At 61.0% G+C, this 14660-nt stretch carries 18 protein-coding genes; 11 read left to right on the plus strand and 7 right to left on the minus strand.

The features are described 5' to 3' along the window. The 4 genes from VOI29_RS14805 to VOI29_RS14820 form a co-directional block, all read right to left on the minus strand. Positions 1-460, minus strand: a 460-nt coding sequence (locus tag VOI29_RS14805; RefSeq protein ID WP_323780112.1) for a cation transporter, incomplete at its 3' end; no start/stop codon positions are given. 4 nt (positions 461-464) lie between these two features. After that, complete coding sequence (locus tag VOI29_RS14810) at positions 465-1937, minus strand: hypothetical protein (RefSeq protein WP_323780115.1); 1473 nt, start codon at positions 1935-1937, stop codon at positions 465-467. Positions 1938-2036: 99 nt separating this feature from the next. Beyond that, a complete protein-coding gene (locus VOI29_RS14815; protein ID WP_323780118.1) occupies positions 2037-2714 on the minus strand; it encodes a cytochrome c biogenesis protein CcdA in 678 nt (225 codons plus the stop codon). Further along, complete coding sequence (locus VOI29_RS14820; protein WP_323780121.1) at positions 2714-3145, minus strand: MerR family transcriptional regulator; 432 nt, start codon at positions 3143-3145, stop codon at positions 2714-2716. The genes VOI29_RS14815 and VOI29_RS14820 overlap by 1 nt, the downstream gene beginning before the upstream one ends. Positions 3146-3389: 244 nt before the next feature. Between VOI29_RS14820 and VOI29_RS14825 the strand changes: the two genes are divergently transcribed. Further along, positions 3390-3713 (plus strand): hypothetical protein, encoded by a 324-nt coding sequence (locus tag VOI29_RS14825; RefSeq protein ID WP_027255794.1) that lies wholly within the window; start codon positions 3390-3392, stop codon positions 3711-3713. Between the two features lie 426 nt (positions 3714-4139). Here the strand turns inward: VOI29_RS14825 and istB are convergent, their stop codons facing one another. From istB to VOI29_RS14840, 3 genes are all read right to left on the minus strand, one after another. Further along, entirely contained in the window at positions 4140-4994 is an 855-nt protein-coding gene (istB, locus tag VOI29_RS14830) for an IS21-like element helper ATPase IstB (RefSeq protein ID WP_323780125.1), read from the minus strand. Next, on the minus strand, positions 4991-6499 hold the full coding sequence (gene istA, locus VOI29_RS14835; protein WP_416361534.1) for an IS21 family transposase: 1509 nt from the start codon (positions 6497-6499) through the stop codon (positions 4991-4993). The genes istB and istA overlap by 4 nt, the downstream gene beginning before the upstream one ends. A gap of 191 nt (positions 6500-6690) precedes the next feature. Then, positions 6691-7095 (minus strand): helix-turn-helix domain-containing protein, encoded by a 405-nt coding sequence (locus VOI29_RS14840; RefSeq protein ID WP_323780129.1) that lies wholly within the window; start codon positions 7093-7095, stop codon positions 6691-6693. A 93-nt stretch (positions 7096-7188) separates the two neighbouring features. Here VOI29_RS14840 and VOI29_RS14845 point away from each other — a divergent pair, with 93 nt between their 5' ends. From VOI29_RS14845 to VOI29_RS14890, 10 genes are all read left to right on the plus strand, one after another. Further along, the gene (locus tag VOI29_RS14845) at positions 7189-7596 is read left to right on the plus strand and encodes a mercuric transporter MerT family protein (protein ID WP_323780133.1); all 408 of its coding nucleotides are present in this window, start codon (positions 7189-7191) and stop codon (positions 7594-7596) included. A 12-nt stretch (positions 7597-7608) separates the two neighbouring features. Beyond that, positions 7609-7914 (plus strand): periplasmic mercury ion-binding protein, encoded by a 306-nt coding sequence (locus tag VOI29_RS14850; RefSeq protein ID WP_323780136.1) that lies wholly within the window; start codon positions 7609-7611, stop codon positions 7912-7914. A gap of 422 nt (positions 7915-8336) precedes the next feature. After that, positions 8337-8576: a mercury resistance system transport protein MerF gene (gene merF / locus VOI29_RS14855; protein WP_323780139.1), complete on the plus strand. Its 240-nt coding sequence runs from the start codon at positions 8337-8339 to the stop codon at positions 8574-8576. A gap of 3 nt (positions 8577-8579) precedes the next feature. Beyond that, positions 8580-8768, plus strand: coding sequence for a hypothetical protein (locus VOI29_RS14860; protein WP_323780141.1), 189 nt, complete (start codon positions 8580-8582; stop codon positions 8766-8768). Positions 8769-9000: 232 nt separating this feature from the next. After that, on the plus strand, positions 9001-10458 hold the full coding sequence (gene merA, locus VOI29_RS14865; RefSeq protein ID WP_416361535.1) for a mercury(II) reductase: 1458 nt from the start codon (positions 9001-9003) through the stop codon (positions 10456-10458). 82 nt (positions 10459-10540) lie between these two features. After that, entirely contained in the window at positions 10541-10822 is a 282-nt protein-coding gene (locus VOI29_RS14870; protein ID WP_323780161.1) for a hypothetical protein, read from the plus strand. A 16-nt stretch (positions 10823-10838) separates the two neighbouring features. After that, positions 10839-11234 (plus strand): hypothetical protein, encoded by a 396-nt coding sequence (locus VOI29_RS14875; protein ID WP_323780144.1) that lies wholly within the window; start codon positions 10839-10841, stop codon positions 11232-11234. After that, positions 11210-11941, plus strand: a complete 732-nt coding sequence (merB, locus tag VOI29_RS14880; protein ID WP_323780147.1) for an organomercurial lyase — start codon at positions 11210-11212, stop codon at positions 11939-11941. The genes VOI29_RS14875 and merB overlap by 25 nt, the downstream gene beginning before the upstream one ends. After that, a complete protein-coding gene (locus VOI29_RS14885) occupies positions 11938-12768 on the plus strand; it encodes a cytochrome c biogenesis CcdA family protein (RefSeq protein WP_323780150.1) in 831 nt (276 codons plus the stop codon). The genes merB and VOI29_RS14885 overlap by 4 nt, the downstream gene beginning before the upstream one ends. Positions 12769-12829: 61 nt before the next feature. Then, entirely contained in the window at positions 12830-14044 is a 1215-nt protein-coding gene (locus tag VOI29_RS14890) for an adenylate/guanylate cyclase domain-containing protein (protein ID WP_323780153.1), read from the plus strand. The last annotated feature ends 616 nt before the right edge of the window (positions 14045-14660 follow it).

Genomic DNA, 14660 nt, shown 5'->3' on the forward strand with positions numbered 1-14660 from the left:
GTTTCGCCGCGCCCCAGGCCATGCGGGTAATGCGCCGCCCGTTCCAGAGGAAAACGAAGGTAGCAATCGCCCAAGCAGTCCAGACATGCCAGTCGCGCATTTGCCACCAACCCAGCCACATCGCCACCATAGCCGCAAACAGAACAAGCGCGACGACGGCGGCCATGGCCAGGTCCGCCGCTTCCTCGCGGATTGCGCGTTTTTGTTCCTCGTAAGCGCTCACCTTACGCGGATCCCGGATAGTGAAGCCCAGATCGGTCAGCGTGCGCTTGATCCGGGTCTCGTCGGTCTCTGCCGGCGCGAAGCGGATCAGTACTTCTTCATGCGCGAGCGACACATGCGCCTCCTTGACGCCCCTGTCCCGCTTGAGCGCCGAGGAGATGGAATTTGCGCAGAATGAACAGCTCATGCCGCCGATCTTGAGTTGCAGGGTGCCGCGGGCCGAAGTTGCAGTGGTCATGGCGTCATCTCCTCAGGGCGGCCAGCAGGTCGTCGGAGAGGAACAGATCGCTCCGCCCGTCCTCGCTCCGGAGCGCCAGCATGTTGGACAGAAACAGCGCGTCGCCGGTTCGGAAGGCCGGGTCGGTGATCCGCCATGTGCCATCCTCAAATATTACTTCCGAGGCGAAGACCGGTGCCGAAGCATCCGCCTCCGGCAAGGCGGGGTGGGCGAAATGCTCGGGCGGCACGCCTTCCAGATAGGAGGCGGCCACCAGCGGCAGCGGACTGGCCTGCATTAGGCCGGATCGGACGATCACCGCCTCGAAGAAGCGCGGAAACAGCGCTGCCGCTATGTCCGCTTGGACAGTTTCCCCATGCCAGCGCATTGCATTCAACGCTGCCACCACGGCCCCGGCCGAGCGAGGACCATAAGATTGCGACGCCTCACCCTGCCGGAACAGTCCTGCCGCGTCGTCCCAGAGCGGCAGCAGTTGGTCGTTGAAGATCCCTCGCGCGGCCTCCGTGAAAGCCGGCTCGGTCAGTAGCCGTCCTGCCTCGGTCAACCCAAAAACCGCGAGCGCCAGGTCCTCGATACCCGTGCCGGGATCGACGGTCAGCCTTTCGGCATGTTGCCGAGCAAGCGCCAAAGCCTCTCTGCGCTGTGTTTCGTCAGCGCTGGCAATGGCGAAACGCCCCAATGCCGCGATGGCCAGGCCACGGCCGCCCGGGGTCTCGGGCGGCAGCGCACCGACAGCCGCGAAGGCCCGGCGCAATAGGCTGCGGTAGCTGTCCGGATCCGTCAGATCGCGATAGGCGGCGTGCCAGTAGTCGTCGCGCAAGGAGGTCCCGGCCAGAACAAGGTTCGATACTGCCCAGAGTGCAGCGACCTGATCGCGCGGATCCGCCGTGCTAAAGGCGCCTTCGGGCGAGAGCGCGGCAAAAAGCCCCTCGCCGTTCGTCAGCCGCCCCTCAAGCGTCTGCGCTTGTGCCCGGGCCTGCGGGATCATCATCAGCCCTGCCAGCTTGTTTTCAGGCATGTCGTGGAATTGCAGGTGAAATTCGGGGCTGGTGATCTTGACCATTACCCAGGCTTGCGCAGCGGGGTCCAGCGTCCAGTCAAAGGCGGACCGGTCCCAGGCCAATGTCGCGGGAGCTGCAAAATCCGGCGTATCGGCAAAGCGCGGCTCAGCCCCGGCATAGAGCGGCCCAACCGCCGCCATGTCCGGCATAGCGGGCCGCGTGACGAAACCCGCACGCCTCAGCCATTCGTCGCGCTCATAGGGAGAGATCACCAGTGCCTCGCCCAAACCTGAAAACATCACCGCATTGGCAAGGTTGGACAGCGCCGCGAAATAGACCGCTGGTGCTACGCTGGTCTGGTTGTAGTGAAATTCTTCTTCGGCGTGAACTGGCAAGGGGGAGTAGGTCGAAGCGACTATAGCCCCTGCGAAAAGCGTTGTGATGCCGGTTCGCGCGTATCTGGAGAGTAACTTCATGACAGCCTCCGTTTCCTCCGGCTCCCTTGTGGAAACCGTTTCGAAGGCCATTTTGCGGCCCGTACCGTGATACGGAGTCAAGGGGCGCAGATGAGAAATTCAGGCGGGGGCGGGCAGCGCCGCGAAGATGCCAAACCAGATTGACCACAGGCCAAGGGCGATGAGGAGGATCCCCGCCCAGAACGGCATTCTGTCCGACAGCGCGGCCAGCCGGTCAATGAGCCGGCGCGCCGGCGCAAAGGCGGCGGCCGCGACGAGTGGCAGGGACAGCGCCAGACCGAAGACGCCAAGCGAAACGAAGCCCCCCAGAACGGCGTTGCCACTCGCCCCGCTGGCGCCCGCAAGGCCAAGCAACACCAAAAGCAGGGGCGCGGCGCAGGCAGGAATGTTGAGGCCGAAGATCAGACCGAGCCCGACCGAGCCGCGCGCGCCGTTCAACCCGGCCAGCCGGGGGCCGATGGTCCGCATCAGAAATCCGGCACGCCCGGCGAGATACAGGATGCCGATTGCCGCATACCCGGCCCCGAGCACGATCCAGGCACCGCGCTGAAACCCTGTGAAGGCGGCACCGGCCAGAACCGCCACCGCCCCGAGCCCGCCGATGAACAGTGCCCGGGTCAGAGCGAAAAGCATCGTTTCAGAGAGTTTTCGCGCCCCCGGTTTGCCTTCCAGATACTTGATGAAAATCAGGCTCGATCCGATTGAACACGGTTCGATGAAGCCGAATAGACCTAGGCCAACCGGCAGGACCAGAAGGTTGAACAAGCCGAATTCCATTATTCAGAAGGCTCAATGATAGCCGTGGCCTTTGCGCGTTGACTACTCAGCGCTTCCATAATCGTGCAGGAATTGAGGCTCCCGCCGCCCGGACATGTAGCTATTACCGCGTCGAGAGCGGCCCGTATCTCTTCAAGCCGTGCGATCTTGCATTCGACCTCCTCGCGCTTAGCAATTGCCTGGTCGCGCACATCGGCGCAATCTGCCTGCCTGTCCGTTCTCAGCGCCAGCAGTTCGGCAATTTCCCGCAGCGTAAAGCCTAGGTCCTGCGCCTGTTGGATGAAGCGGATGCGCTCCACCGTCTTGCGATCATATTCGCGATAGCCGCCGCCGCTTGGGCGCAGAGGTTGTTCGATCAATCCCTTGCGCTCATAAAAGCGGATGGTCTCGACGCCGACGCCAGCCTCATCGGCGGCGCGGCCAATGGTCATTCCCCGTGCCATAGCTCACCACAGTTTTCGTAAGGATAGACTCCGTACAGTAGTACGGAGTCAACAGGTTGCCAGATCGAGCGCAACAACGTGAACGGCAGCCAATAATAAGGCCTGAATAAGCCCCTCCGTTGTAAGTTTCTTCAATCGCGATCACGTGAAGAATCTCTTCTTGATCCTGTGGTTGCTACAGGGTGCATAAGCGTTCCCATGGTATGTTCGCTCTTTGGCGTGAGGTGAATTCATGAAAAAGTCAATCTGGGCCAGCTACGTCGGATCGCTCTCATCACTTGGTGTTGCGGCATGCTGCGTTTTGCCAATGACGATGATTTTATTCGGACTTGGTGGAAGCTGGCTTGCAATATTTGGTAAAATCGCCGCCGCAAGCTACTACGTCCTTGGTATCTCAACGGCAGTCTTACTTTCGGCATGGACTGTTTCGTACCGAAGGGGCTCAATTTCCCATCTGAAGTGGTGGTTGACGGGCAGCACAGTACTCATCGCAATATCATGGATCGTTGTTGTGAATGAAGCTCAGATCAACGACTTCCTCATTACCCTGATGTAATGGGGCTACTGGCGTGAAGCGCTGCCTGGTTAGAACGAGGGCCCGGATGCGGGCATTCAACCCGTCAGGAAGCGGCGGAGGATCGCGTCTCCGGCCTGAACTGCCTGAGGCCGAGATCATTCTGATCACCCTTTTGGCCGGAATATCTTGTCGAGCCCGACACGTTGCGGGGTTGTCGGCGAATGCCTGGTTTGGCGTTGCCACCCTGATCGGTGGCGGCGCATTTCTGGTTACTGGACTGAGCGGCTTATTTCAAAGACAGCGACCGTCGTCACTTTGATCCTTGTGATCGCGCCGGTTCCACTGCCTGTCTGGATTGCGGGTGCGGGCATCCTCAATCGGCGATCATTTAGGTGTAGGGCGTCAACCTCCTTGTCCGGTACCGACAACCTCGGTGGCCGGTTTTGACCGCTGCGATCTGATCGGTTAGTCGGCGTTTTCCTCCTTTTCACTTTCCGTTTTTGTTTGCTCGTTGCTGTCGCTGGAGGTTGTCGCTCCGGCGACAACCTCAGTGGTTCGCCGGCTTGCGGCAGCGAGGCGGCGATAGCTTTCGCCATTCATCTCAAGGATGGTGGCGTGATGGACGAGCCTGTCGATTGCAGCGACGGTCACGGCCTGGTCTGGGAAGATGCGGTCCCAGGCGCTGAAGGGCTGGTTGGCGGCGATCGCGAGGCTTCGGGTTTCATATCTCCGGGCGATGAGTTCGAAGAGGACAGAGCTCTCGGCCTGATCTTTCTGCGCATAGGTTATGTCGTCGAGAATGATCAGATCGAACTTGTCCAGCTTGGTGAGGGCGGCCTCCAGGGTGAGGTCGCGGCGGGCGGCCTGAAGCCGCTGCACCATGTCGGTTGTTGTGCTGTAAAGAACGCGTTTTCCGGCCTCGATCAGAGCGTGCCCAATAGCGCAGAGAACATGGGTTTTGCCAGTGCCCGAGTTGCCGATGGCAATGAGATTGGCGCCGGTTTCGACCCAGTCTCCTGCCGCCAGTGCCTCGATGTGCGCGCGGGGCACGCCCGGAAGGGCCTTGAAGTCGAGCATGGCGAGGGTCTTCCCGCCGGGCAGCCGGGATTGCTGCAGGTGGCGCTGGATGCGGCGGGCATCCCGTTCGGCGATCTCAATTTCAGCAAGGGCCGCGAGGAAGCGTGCGGCAGGCCAGCCTTCGGTATTTGCACGCTCGGCCAGCGCCGGCCAATGCCGCAGGAAGCTGGGGAGGCGCAATGCGGTGAGCATGGCAGGCAAGGCATGGACATCAACGGGGCGCGGAGCAATGGGAGCGGTCATGCGCGGCCCTCCAGCAGCGCGTCAAAGCTGGCCAGGTCAGTGAGTTGCACAGGCGGATCCTCCGGCAGCGCGCGCCGGCGCGGCACCAGGCGCTGTTTCAGGGTGCCGGCCTCCGGGAGATTGCCTTGCGCGAGGGTTTTGGCAATCAGCGCGGCGAGACCAGCCTCACATCCTTCGTCATGGGCGAGCCAGAGCAGATCGACCATCCGGCGGCAGGCGTCTTTGCGGGGCAATGCTGCGGAAAGCGCGGCCCAGGCCTCGGCATACTCCGATCTGGGGAAGAGCCCCTCGCGGTAGACCGACCCGGCAAGTGCCTGCGGCTTGCGGCGCAGCGCGTGGATAACATGGCGATAGTTGACGCAATGGACACGCACGCCGTCACTGCGACCGCGCTGCCGGGGGTGGCTGACGACATGGGTGGCCCCGAGGAAAGCTTCGATCCGGTCGTCGTAGACATGGATGCGCAGGCGCTTGCCGATGAGCTGGGAGGGGGCGGAATAGAAGACGCTGTGAACGAGGAAGCCGCCCGTCTTCGTGACGCGGGCGACCACTTCAGTGAAATCGGTGGTGCGCCGTGCGGGCAGCGGCCGCAGCTCTGCCATCTCGGTGCGCACGGCAGCCTCGCGCCGCCGGTTGCGGCGGGCGACGAGTTCGTCAACAAAACGGCGCCAGCCGGCAAGTTCGGAGAAGTCCCGGGAGCCGCGCAGGATCAGGGCCTGATCCAGAGCAGTTTTGAGGTGGTTGTTGTGGGCTTCGACCGCGCCGTTCTCATGCGCCTCGCCCGGATTGTTGCGGCTCGCGATCATGCCATAATGGGCGCAGAAGGCCTCATAGCGCTTGGTGACATCCGCCGCGGCATCCGCATCGAGATTGCGGTAGGCGGCTGAAAGGCTGTCTGTGCGGTGTTCGTGCGTCACGCCGCCCAGGGTCCAGAGCGCGTTCTGGAGGTTCTCGGACAGTGCTGTAAAGCTTTCCCCGCCCAGCACCACGGCAGCATGCTCCCAGCCGCTGTAGGCCAGCACAAAGTGGAACAGCCGATGCTGCAACGGCTTGCCCGCGATCGTCACTCCCAGTTCGCTGGCGTCGGTGAAATCCGACAGCGCCATGCGGCCCGGCTCGGGCGTCTGCCTGAAAATCACGTCGCGCTCGGGCCCGTGCAGGGCGCGCCAGTCGCGAACGCGGCGTTCCAGGGTCCGGCGGACCCGGTCATCGGGAAACGCATCCGGGTCGGTCATCTGCAGGTGGCGCAGGAGCGTCACAGCCTGAACGGCAGGATCACGTTCGAGGATCGGGAGCAGCACTGGCTCCCACACTGCCTCAAGCGGATCGGGCACGGTGCGGCCCCGGGCGGATTTGCGCTGTGACGGCAGCCGGGGATCGGCATCTATGCGGCGCGCAGTACGCTCGCTGAACCCTGCCCGGGCGGCGGCAATGCGCTGGCTGTAATGAAGACGGTCAGTCATGTAGTATCTCATTTGCTGGTCGGTGACGGGTTTGCCCGGCACGGCGGGACCTCCTTTGGGAAATAGAGATCTCGACCCTACCGGTCCGCAGCGGCCAGCACCCCACCAAATCCCCCTTCCTCAGAGGGCCAAGCCGCTGCCTGCAGCCTACGGTCGGGCTACGCCCTCCCTTCGGCTCCAGGCAGCGGCCACCGAGGTTGTCGGTGCCGGACAACGTGGTTGTCGCTCATCATTTAGGTTACCTCTGTCAGCGCGTCGATCACAGGGCACTCCGGTACGTCGTCACCGGTGCATTGCGCCACTGTGGAAGACAGAACGTGCTCGATGCGTTTGAGATCGGCAATCTTGGCGCGGACAGAGTCGAGATGAGTATTCGCAAGAACCTGCACCTCCCCGCAGGTCTGTGCCCCGCCATCGACGAGCGCGAGCAGATCGCGGATCTCTTCGAGCGTGAAGCCCAATTCGCGCGCACGCATGATGAAGCGCAAGCGCCCGACATGGCTTTCGTCATAGGCGCGGTAATTCTTGGATGTGCGGGGCGGTTCCGGCATGACGCCGATTTTTTCGTAATACCGGATGGTCTCCAAGTTGCATCCTGTCATTCGCGCTAAATCCCCGCGCCGGATGACCTTCACCATTCTGTGATGAGTTTTCACGTTGGACCCCCTTGAGCCTGTACTGACTACAGACCGTAGGTTGAAGTCATCAACGAGGCAAGGACAACTCGAAACATGACTGAAACCACATCCGCAGGCCGGGCAACGGCACTTGAGGAAAAACCGGATGCCGACCGAAAGGCTTGGGCGACTACCGGGCTGGGAGTACTCGGTGCGTTGGCCATGACCTCATGCTGCATTCTGCCACTGGTGCTGGTCAGCTTCGGCGTCACTGGCGTGTTCATCGCCCAGTTGGGCGCGCTTTATCAGTACAAGTGGATCACCTTTGCGCTGAGCGCAGCATTCATTGGTTATGGCTTTTACAAGGCCTACCGCCCAATACCGGCCGAAGCCTGCGCCGATGGAACCTGCGCGCGCCCCATGAACCGGACGCTCATGCGATCCATTCTTTGGATTGCGACTGTCATCGTCGCCGTTGCGATGATCTTTCCCTACCTCACCCCCTACATTCTATCTTACTGAAGGGCCCGCATTATGAAAAACATCCTTCTTACCCTTTCAGCTCTGGGAGTGCTCGCAGCGGTTCCCGCCAGTGCCGCCGAACAGCGCATCACTGTCGGGGTCGGCGAACTGACTTGCCCCTCCTGTTCCTTTACTGTGGCGGCTGCCATGCGCGGCGTACCCTCCGTCGAGATCGTCGACATTCTTGAAGGCCGGTCCTGGGGCGAAGGAATTTATGTGGTGGCCTACGACGACCAGGCGGCGGACCCTGACATGATCATCAATGCGGTTCTGGCCAATGGCTACCCGGCTGAAGTCCTTCAGCCAGACGATTCCTGAGGCTCGAAGGAAGGGGAAGGCCATGAGTGACAGGCACATGGGAGGTCTTCTGGCCTTCGTCATTGCTGCTCCGATCATGCTGATCTGTTGCGGTGGTGGTGGCGTAATCCTCGCCGCTATTCTTGGCGGGATAGGCGGGTGGTTGTCCGGGCTCGGTGGCATCGCGACTGTGATCGCTGCCGTTGGTGCCATGCTGGTCTTTCGAGAGATCAAACGGAGACGCCCAGCACATGCCGACAGCGCGTCAGAAGACTCATGCTGCCGGCACGACACGAAAGTCAGCCTAGACTCTGCCGAAACCGCGAACCGGCAGCGAAGCGGACGGACTTCGTAGGCCTTTGCGGCAGTGGCCGTGTCCATTTCATCAGGGAAACAGCCCCTTCGCCGGGCGGGTTTCCCGCACGCTTGGAAACGGAAGATACATGAATACAGAAGAAAAATCCTCGAATGGCCTCCTGAAGGTCGGCCTCATCGGCACGGTCATCGCCGCGCTGTGCTGCTTTACACCTTTACTTGTCGTCCTCTTCGCCGCCGTCGGTCTTGCCGCCGTCGTCGGATACTTAGATTTTGTGCTGCTTCCCGCGCTCGGAATTTTCATCCTGCTGACGATCTACGCACTGTGGCGAAAGAACGCTCGCAATACCCAATCGCAAAGGAACTAGGAGATGATGCCCCCTATAGACGATATGATGCCGATGGCACCGCAAATGATGGGCTGTTGTTATTTCAACTTTTTCGGCGCGGTGTCCTGGATGGTTTCAATCACCACGCCGCTGATCGCAATCGGTTCAATCGTCTACCTCCTGACCAAGCGCCCCGAGACAGGGAGCAGTCAGGACTTCTCCCAACCGTAGATTTCGGAACGGCGCATCTAGAATGAAGGTGAGTTGTGGCATCACCTTGGTCGGACCGGAAGCCGAGGATCAGATCAACCTGTTCGTCAAGATCATAGGCGCCGGACTGACCGCCAACCAGAAAAAGGCGATGATCTTCGCCTATCCCAGCTACACCACCGGCATCGGATCGATGGCCAAAAAACAACCGAGGCCACACGGACGTGATGGCCCTATTAGGAAACAGAGGAAGATGATGATGGAGCAAAAGGTTGAAACCCATGATTGTTGCGGTCCGGCAGGTACTGATGGCAACGCATTTGACCTGATCGTGGTGGGTGCGGGCTCGGCAGGTTTCTCCGCCTCAATCACCGCGGCCGAGGCCGGCAAGCGAGTGGCCCTTGTAGGACACGGTACGATCGGCGGCACCTGCGTGAACGTCGGTTGCGTACCGTCGAAGGCGATGATCCGAGCCGCCGAAGCAGTTCATGGCGGCACCTCGGCTGCACGGTTCCCAGGCGTCGAGTCCTGCTCCCACGCAGTCGACTGGGGCGCGGTGGTGAAAGGCACGACCGAACTGGTCGTCGAGATGCGGCAGAAGAAGTATCTAGATCTGCTGCCCGCCTATGACAATGTGACTTACATTGAAGAAGGTGCCGCCCGTCTCGTCGAGGGCGGGGTTCAAGCTGGCCGCCGTTTGCTTTCCGCTCCCCGCGTCCTGATCGCCACTGGATCCCGCTCGCAATTGCCGGAAATCGAAGGCATCGCTGAGGTGGACGTGCTGGATTCTACCGGCCTTCTGACCCTGCCCGCACGCCCCGAGAGCGTCATGGTGCTGGGCGGCGGTTATATCGGCTGCGAGCTTGCGCAGATGGCGTCAAGGCTCGGGGTGAAGGTCACGCTTGTCACCCGTTCGCGTTTTTTGCCCGGCGCCGAACCTGAGGTGGCCGAGGCGCTGACCGAGGCGCTGAAGGCGGAAGGCATCACGGTCGAAACCGGCCTGGCTTACACCTCTGTCGCGCAAGGCCCGGGCGGTGTCACCCTGACCATCGAACGCGATGGCAAGACCGAGGCGCTGACAGCGGAACGGTTCGTTGTGACCACCGGCCGGGTGGCCAACGCTGACGGACTTGGACTGGCAGAACTGGGCATCGAAACCGATGCGCGCGGGTCGATCAAGGTCGGCCCGGACATGGCCACCACAGGGAAGGGCGTCTGGGCGGCAGGCGATGTCACTGACCGCGACCAATTCGTCTACATGGCGGCCTATGGCGCCAAGGTGGCGATCAACAACGCTCTGGGACTGGAGCCAATGCGCTATGACAATGCCGCGATGCCCTGGGTGGTGTTCACCGACCCGCAAGTGGCTGGTGTTGGTCTCTCGGAGGACGAGGCGAAAGCAGCCGGGCACGAGGTCAAGACCAGCGTGATTACGCTCGACAACGTGCCGCGCGCGGCGGCGGCGCGCGATACCCGCGGCGTGATCAAGCTGGTGGCGGATGCCAAGACCGACCGCCTGCTGGGTGGTCAGATCGCAGCACCCGAGGGTTCTGACACGATCCAGACGCTGGCCATGGCGCTCAAGTTCGGCATGACCACCAAGGCGCTCGGCGAGACGCTCTTTCCCTATCTGACCACGGTCGAAGGGCTGAAACTGGCGGCACAGACCTTCGACAAGGATGTGGCGAAACTCAGCTGCTGTGCGGGATGACGACGTGAGACGCGGGTACACCACGGATCTTCTCTCCAGTTGCCATGGTGTGCTGTTAGGTTGGGGGGCTCCGGCGGTGGCAATGCTTGCCGTGTTCGGCAGTGCGCATCCGGTCAAGACATGGGTCTGGGCCGGGGCTCTCGTCTGGATGGGGGCGGCCTGTCTCTGGAATGCGCGCCGCTGCGGGCGGCGTCATTGCTTCTGGACCGGGCCATACTTTCTCGCGATGGCGCTGGTGGTGCTGACACACGGGTATGGGGTGGTGGACCTCGGAAGCCAGGGGTGGAAATGGCTTGGTGCAATGATCGGAATTGGCGCCTTGGGTGTCATCGCTGTCACGGAGCGCGGGGGCAAGTATCTCTGAGCAACCAAAAGGAGCGATGATGATGAAGGATGATGGTAGAAAAGGCCCGCTAGCTGCGCTGGTCGCGCTCAAACTCATCTGCTGTGGTGGGCTCCTGCTGGCCACCGGCGCATTTTCGCTTGGCGGGTTCTTGTCACTGATGGCCCACCCTGCGGTCAAGCTTGGAGGCGTACTCCTCCTGGTTTTGGCAGCAGGCTGGCTGTTGTGGCGAGTGCTTTCGATCAGAGCCACTTTACCATCGCAGAATGCCGGCGCGCGCTCGCCTGAACTCCGCAGTGGTGATGCTATCCTGCCTCCAAAGGCAGCCAGCCAGCAATCGATGTCAAGCTTGTTTTACTCGCCGAACCATGCCGTTAGCACTGCCGGAACGGAAGTGGGGCAAGGCCCATGCAGTTCACCCAAAGGAAAGTGAGATTGACGGAAATGACCGCTGAAACCTATTTTCCGGACACTTCGACCCTTTCGGACCCAAAAGTCCTAGAAGCTCTGTCCGCACTCATGAGCAACGCGCGGCTGGCCGCGCGCTGGGGCGGGCTCTCGCCTGCGGCGCGGCAGGCTCATCAAGCGATCCTGCAGGCGTTTCTGGCTGATGGCGCACCGCCTCCAATTTCCCAATTTTCCGCTGAAACTCTTGCCGATCTGGGACGGCGCGATCTTGTGCATGCGCGCGGCGGAGAGATTGCCTTGGCTTATCCGTTTTCAACCCGTCCAACCGATTTCCTGGTGCGCGTGGGCGGGGTGAAGGTCCATGCGATCTGTGCGGTCGATGCACTGGGCACCGCGGCCATGGCCCGCGAACCAGCCGAAGTCACCTGTCTGTGCCCAACTTGCCGGGCTCGTGTCAGCTTGGGAGTATTAGCCGATGGTCTCACGCTCGACCATGCCTCCGAGCCCGATCCTCGGGTCTGGACTGGCGTAAAGGACGTCGGGGCCTGTGCGGCTGACACCCAGTGCAAGTCGATGCTGCTGTTCTGCAGCCCCGATCACCTCGATGCCTGGAAACGCTCCCAACCGCCCTCTGCGCGGGGGTTCGATCTTTCGCTGGCTCAAGGTGTGCGCCTCGGGGCTGCAACCTTCCGGCCATTCCTTCAAGCACCGGCCAAGGGAGCTGCACCGTGAGTTCACTCGTCCTTTATGGGTTCACTGCAGGCGCGGTTGCGACGGTCAACCCCTGCGGCTTTGCCCTTTTGCCAGCGTGGTTTGCCCATGAAATGGCGGCACACGAAGACCGCCCGGCAGCCGAACGCCTAGTCCGGGCGTTGGGTTCAGGCGGCCTGGTTTCGCTCGGCTTCGTTTCCATATTCTTGGTTGCCGGGGGCCTGCTTGCCGCCGGCTCCGATTGGCTCGGGTCGGCGCTGCCGTGGATCGGTGTGACACTGGGATTAACACTGGCATTGATCGGCATCAGCTGGATTGCGTCGATCCGGTTTCCGGGAATTCCAGTCATTGAAAAATGCCGCCGAGTTAGCACCCGCTATGGCGCGTTCGGATTTGGCCTTTCCTATGGGCTCGCGTCTATCTCCTGCACACTGCCGGTGTTCATGTCTGTCGCGGGTCTGTCCTTTCTTCTGGAGAGCGAGATTTCTTTGTCAGGCTTTTTGGCATACCTGGCCGGGGCAGCCTCCGTTTTGACACTGGTCGCAGTGGGCGGAAGGCTCGCAGGTTCGGGATTGCTGAAGCTAGTTCAAGATCACACCGTGTTCTTGCGACGGGCAGCCGGCACTCTGACACTGCTGGCCGGTCTCTACATCGCCCTCTATTGGGGAAGGCTTTTCTTCGATAACGCGTCATGGGCAGACGAAATCGCGTATTCAGTCGAAGGATATGCATCGAGCGCAAGCATGTTTCTCTCGTCCAGAATGGGTTCACTCATACTGCTGTCGGGCGCCACTGTGCTTGCCTTGTGGGCGTGGATTGCACGAATACGCGCTGCGCACCGCAAATAGACCGCTCGCTTGACCCCTGGAGACTATTTGAACGAGCTAACGGGCTTCCTGAGATGGGACCATGACTGACCTGAACTGCCGACATACACCAAACCCACCTGATGAAATTGGGTGTGACACCGGCCAGCTTGCACTGTGTCTAGCGGAACACGGTGCCAGTTCAGAGGACGCCCAAGCAGCTATCCGAAAGTTCGGGCAGCTTCTGTCCGCGGCACCATTGCGGGTAGAACGCCTCTTTGTGAGCGTGCAACCGCTGCATCCGGATTTTCGGGCACGTACTTACCTGTGGCTCGCCAAGGACGACCGGGTGCGCGTTATCGAATGGCCGCATGGGCTTAAGAACAGGCAGGGATACCGTTCCTCTCCGGATCATCACGTTCATACCACGGGTACTGAGTTGCGTGTTCCAGACCTCCAAAACACCCCGCCGTCGCGCTGCAACCTCTATGATGAGCTTCGGCTTGACGGTTTCACCGACTATCTCATTATCCCGTTGCGCTTCAGCGGCGGCACAATCAACACGCTTTCGATTGCAACGCGCCAACCAGGCGGATTTTCGAAAGGCTGCCTCGCAGCCTTCCGCCGGCTGGCAGATCTCCTGGCCGCGCTGCTGGAGCGGTTTGTTGCCGTCGAAAACCTCGACACCGCCCTGCGGACGTACCTGGGCCGGCATGCCGGCAGCCAGGTCATGCGCGGCGAAATTCGCCTTGGGGAAGGCCAACTGGTCGAGGCTGTCGTGCTGTTTGCGGATCTTCATGACTTCAGCAGCCTTTCGGCGCAATTGAAGCCGGCAGAGACGGTCAGCCTGCTAAACAGCTATTTCGACTGCCTTGTCGCTCCGATTGAAGAGAATGGCGGCCACATACTGAAATTTATCGGCGACGCTGTTCTAGCCTTCTTTCCAGTTAACTTACCCGGATCGCCTGAACCGCGGCCGCAAGAAGCAATCGCCGCCATCAGTCAGAGGCTCAACATGCTGAATTCCGCGCGAATGGAAGCAGGTGAGAAGGCCCTGCAGCACGGCCTCTGCTTGCATTTCGGCGAAGTTCTGTACGGCAATATCGGGTCGAGTGAGCGTCTGGATTTCACCATTATCGGCGAGGCGGTGAATGTAGCCGCCCGGTGTCTTGAGGAAACCCGCGCATTCGGCGTCGAATATCTCGCCACAGAGGCATTCGTAACGCGATTTTCTCCTGAAAATTCCTCACCCATCGGAACACGTAGGTTGAAAGGCATTGCCAGCCCGGTATCGCTCCATGAACTTTGCCCGAATTAAACGTAGGTTTTTCGTCTTTACAGAAGGGCGCTTTGCGCACTTGGGCCGAACACTGGCGTGCGAGCGGCTTGGGAAAAGTTGGGTTTGTCCCGCTCCTCGATGATCGATCCTGGTTGCAGCGAAAAGACAGTTTGAGATTTGGGCTTCGTCGTGGTTTCGAATGACCGATGCTGCGACATCGGCTGCAACGCAGCGATGAGCGTGCCGCGCCTGCGAGCGGATGCTGCGTCAGCAAACACGCGGAAGGGCAATGGCGGCAAAGTCCCGCTCTTTTCCTGTTCGTGCTGGATGCAGCGAAGGTCGGCAAACCAAACCTTAGCCGAAGAACAACCGTGGCCGCCAAGCGGCTCGCGTGGGCCTCGCTTCGCTACGCGAAGGCTCCGCTCAGCCCGCGCTACCGCCGGAAATTACACCAACCGTTGGGACACTGCTCCAATTCGCATGCCATCCGGCCGGCAATCTGAACACGTTCCCAGGTGCCGCTGCGCGTCAGCCTCCTCGGAGAAATCCGTTCCGCAGTTGGACTCAATCGAGGCGGAACCAATTTTTTTTCAGGGGCGACGGTCACCCCGGCCTCTGGGGGGGTTGATTTACGCCAGCGCATCAATATCCACTG

The sequence above is a fragment of the Leisingera sp. genome (genome assembly GCF_034669605.1).
Classification (GTDB): domain Bacteria; phylum Pseudomonadota; class Alphaproteobacteria; order Rhodobacterales; family Rhodobacteraceae; genus Leisingera.

Coding starts and splice junctions, on each gene's coding strand:
- VOI29_RS14840 (WP_323780129.1), bottom strand. CDS start 7,095: ATGGTGAAGGTCATCCGGCGCGGGGATTTAGCGCGAATGACAGGATGC.
- VOI29_RS14890 (WP_323780153.1), top strand. CDS start 12,830: ATGACTGACCTGAACTGCCGACATACACCAAACCCACCTGATGAAATT.
- VOI29_RS14825 (WP_027255794.1), top strand. CDS start 3,390: ATGAAAAAGTCAATCTGGGCCAGCTACGTCGGATCGCTCTCATCACTT.
- VOI29_RS14815 (WP_323780118.1), bottom strand. CDS start 2,714: ATGGAATTCGGCTTGTTCAACCTTCTGGTCCTGCCGGTTGGCCTAGGT.
- merB (WP_323780147.1), top strand. CDS start 11,210: ATGCAGTTCACCCAAAGGAAAGTGAGATTGACGGAAATGACCGCTGAA.
- istB (WP_323780125.1), bottom strand. CDS start 4,994: ATGACCGCTCCCATTGCTCCGCGCCCCGTTGATGTCCATGCCTTGCCT.
- VOI29_RS14870 (WP_323780161.1), top strand. CDS start 10,541: ATGCTTGCCGTGTTCGGCAGTGCGCATCCGGTCAAGACATGGGTCTGG.
- VOI29_RS14875 (WP_323780144.1), top strand. CDS start 10,839: ATGATGATGAAGGATGATGGTAGAAAAGGCCCGCTAGCTGCGCTGGTC.
- merA (WP_416361535.1), top strand. CDS start 9,001: ATGATGATGGAGCAAAAGGTTGAAACCCATGATTGTTGCGGTCCGGCA.
- VOI29_RS14810 (WP_323780115.1), bottom strand. CDS start 1,937: ATGAAGTTACTCTCCAGATACGCGCGAACCGGCATCACAACGCTTTTC.
- VOI29_RS14820 (WP_323780121.1), bottom strand. CDS start 3,145: ATGACCATTGGCCGCGCCGCCGATGAGGCTGGCGTCGGCGTCGAGACC.
- merF (WP_323780139.1), top strand. CDS start 8,337: ATGAATACAGAAGAAAAATCCTCGAATGGCCTCCTGAAGGTCGGCCTC.
- VOI29_RS14860 (WP_323780141.1), top strand. CDS start 8,580: ATGATGCCCCCTATAGACGATATGATGCCGATGGCACCGCAAATGATG.
- VOI29_RS14850 (WP_323780136.1), top strand. CDS start 7,609: ATGAAAAACATCCTTCTTACCCTTTCAGCTCTGGGAGTGCTCGCAGCG.
- VOI29_RS14845 (WP_323780133.1), top strand. CDS start 7,189: ATGACTGAAACCACATCCGCAGGCCGGGCAACGGCACTTGAGGAAAAA.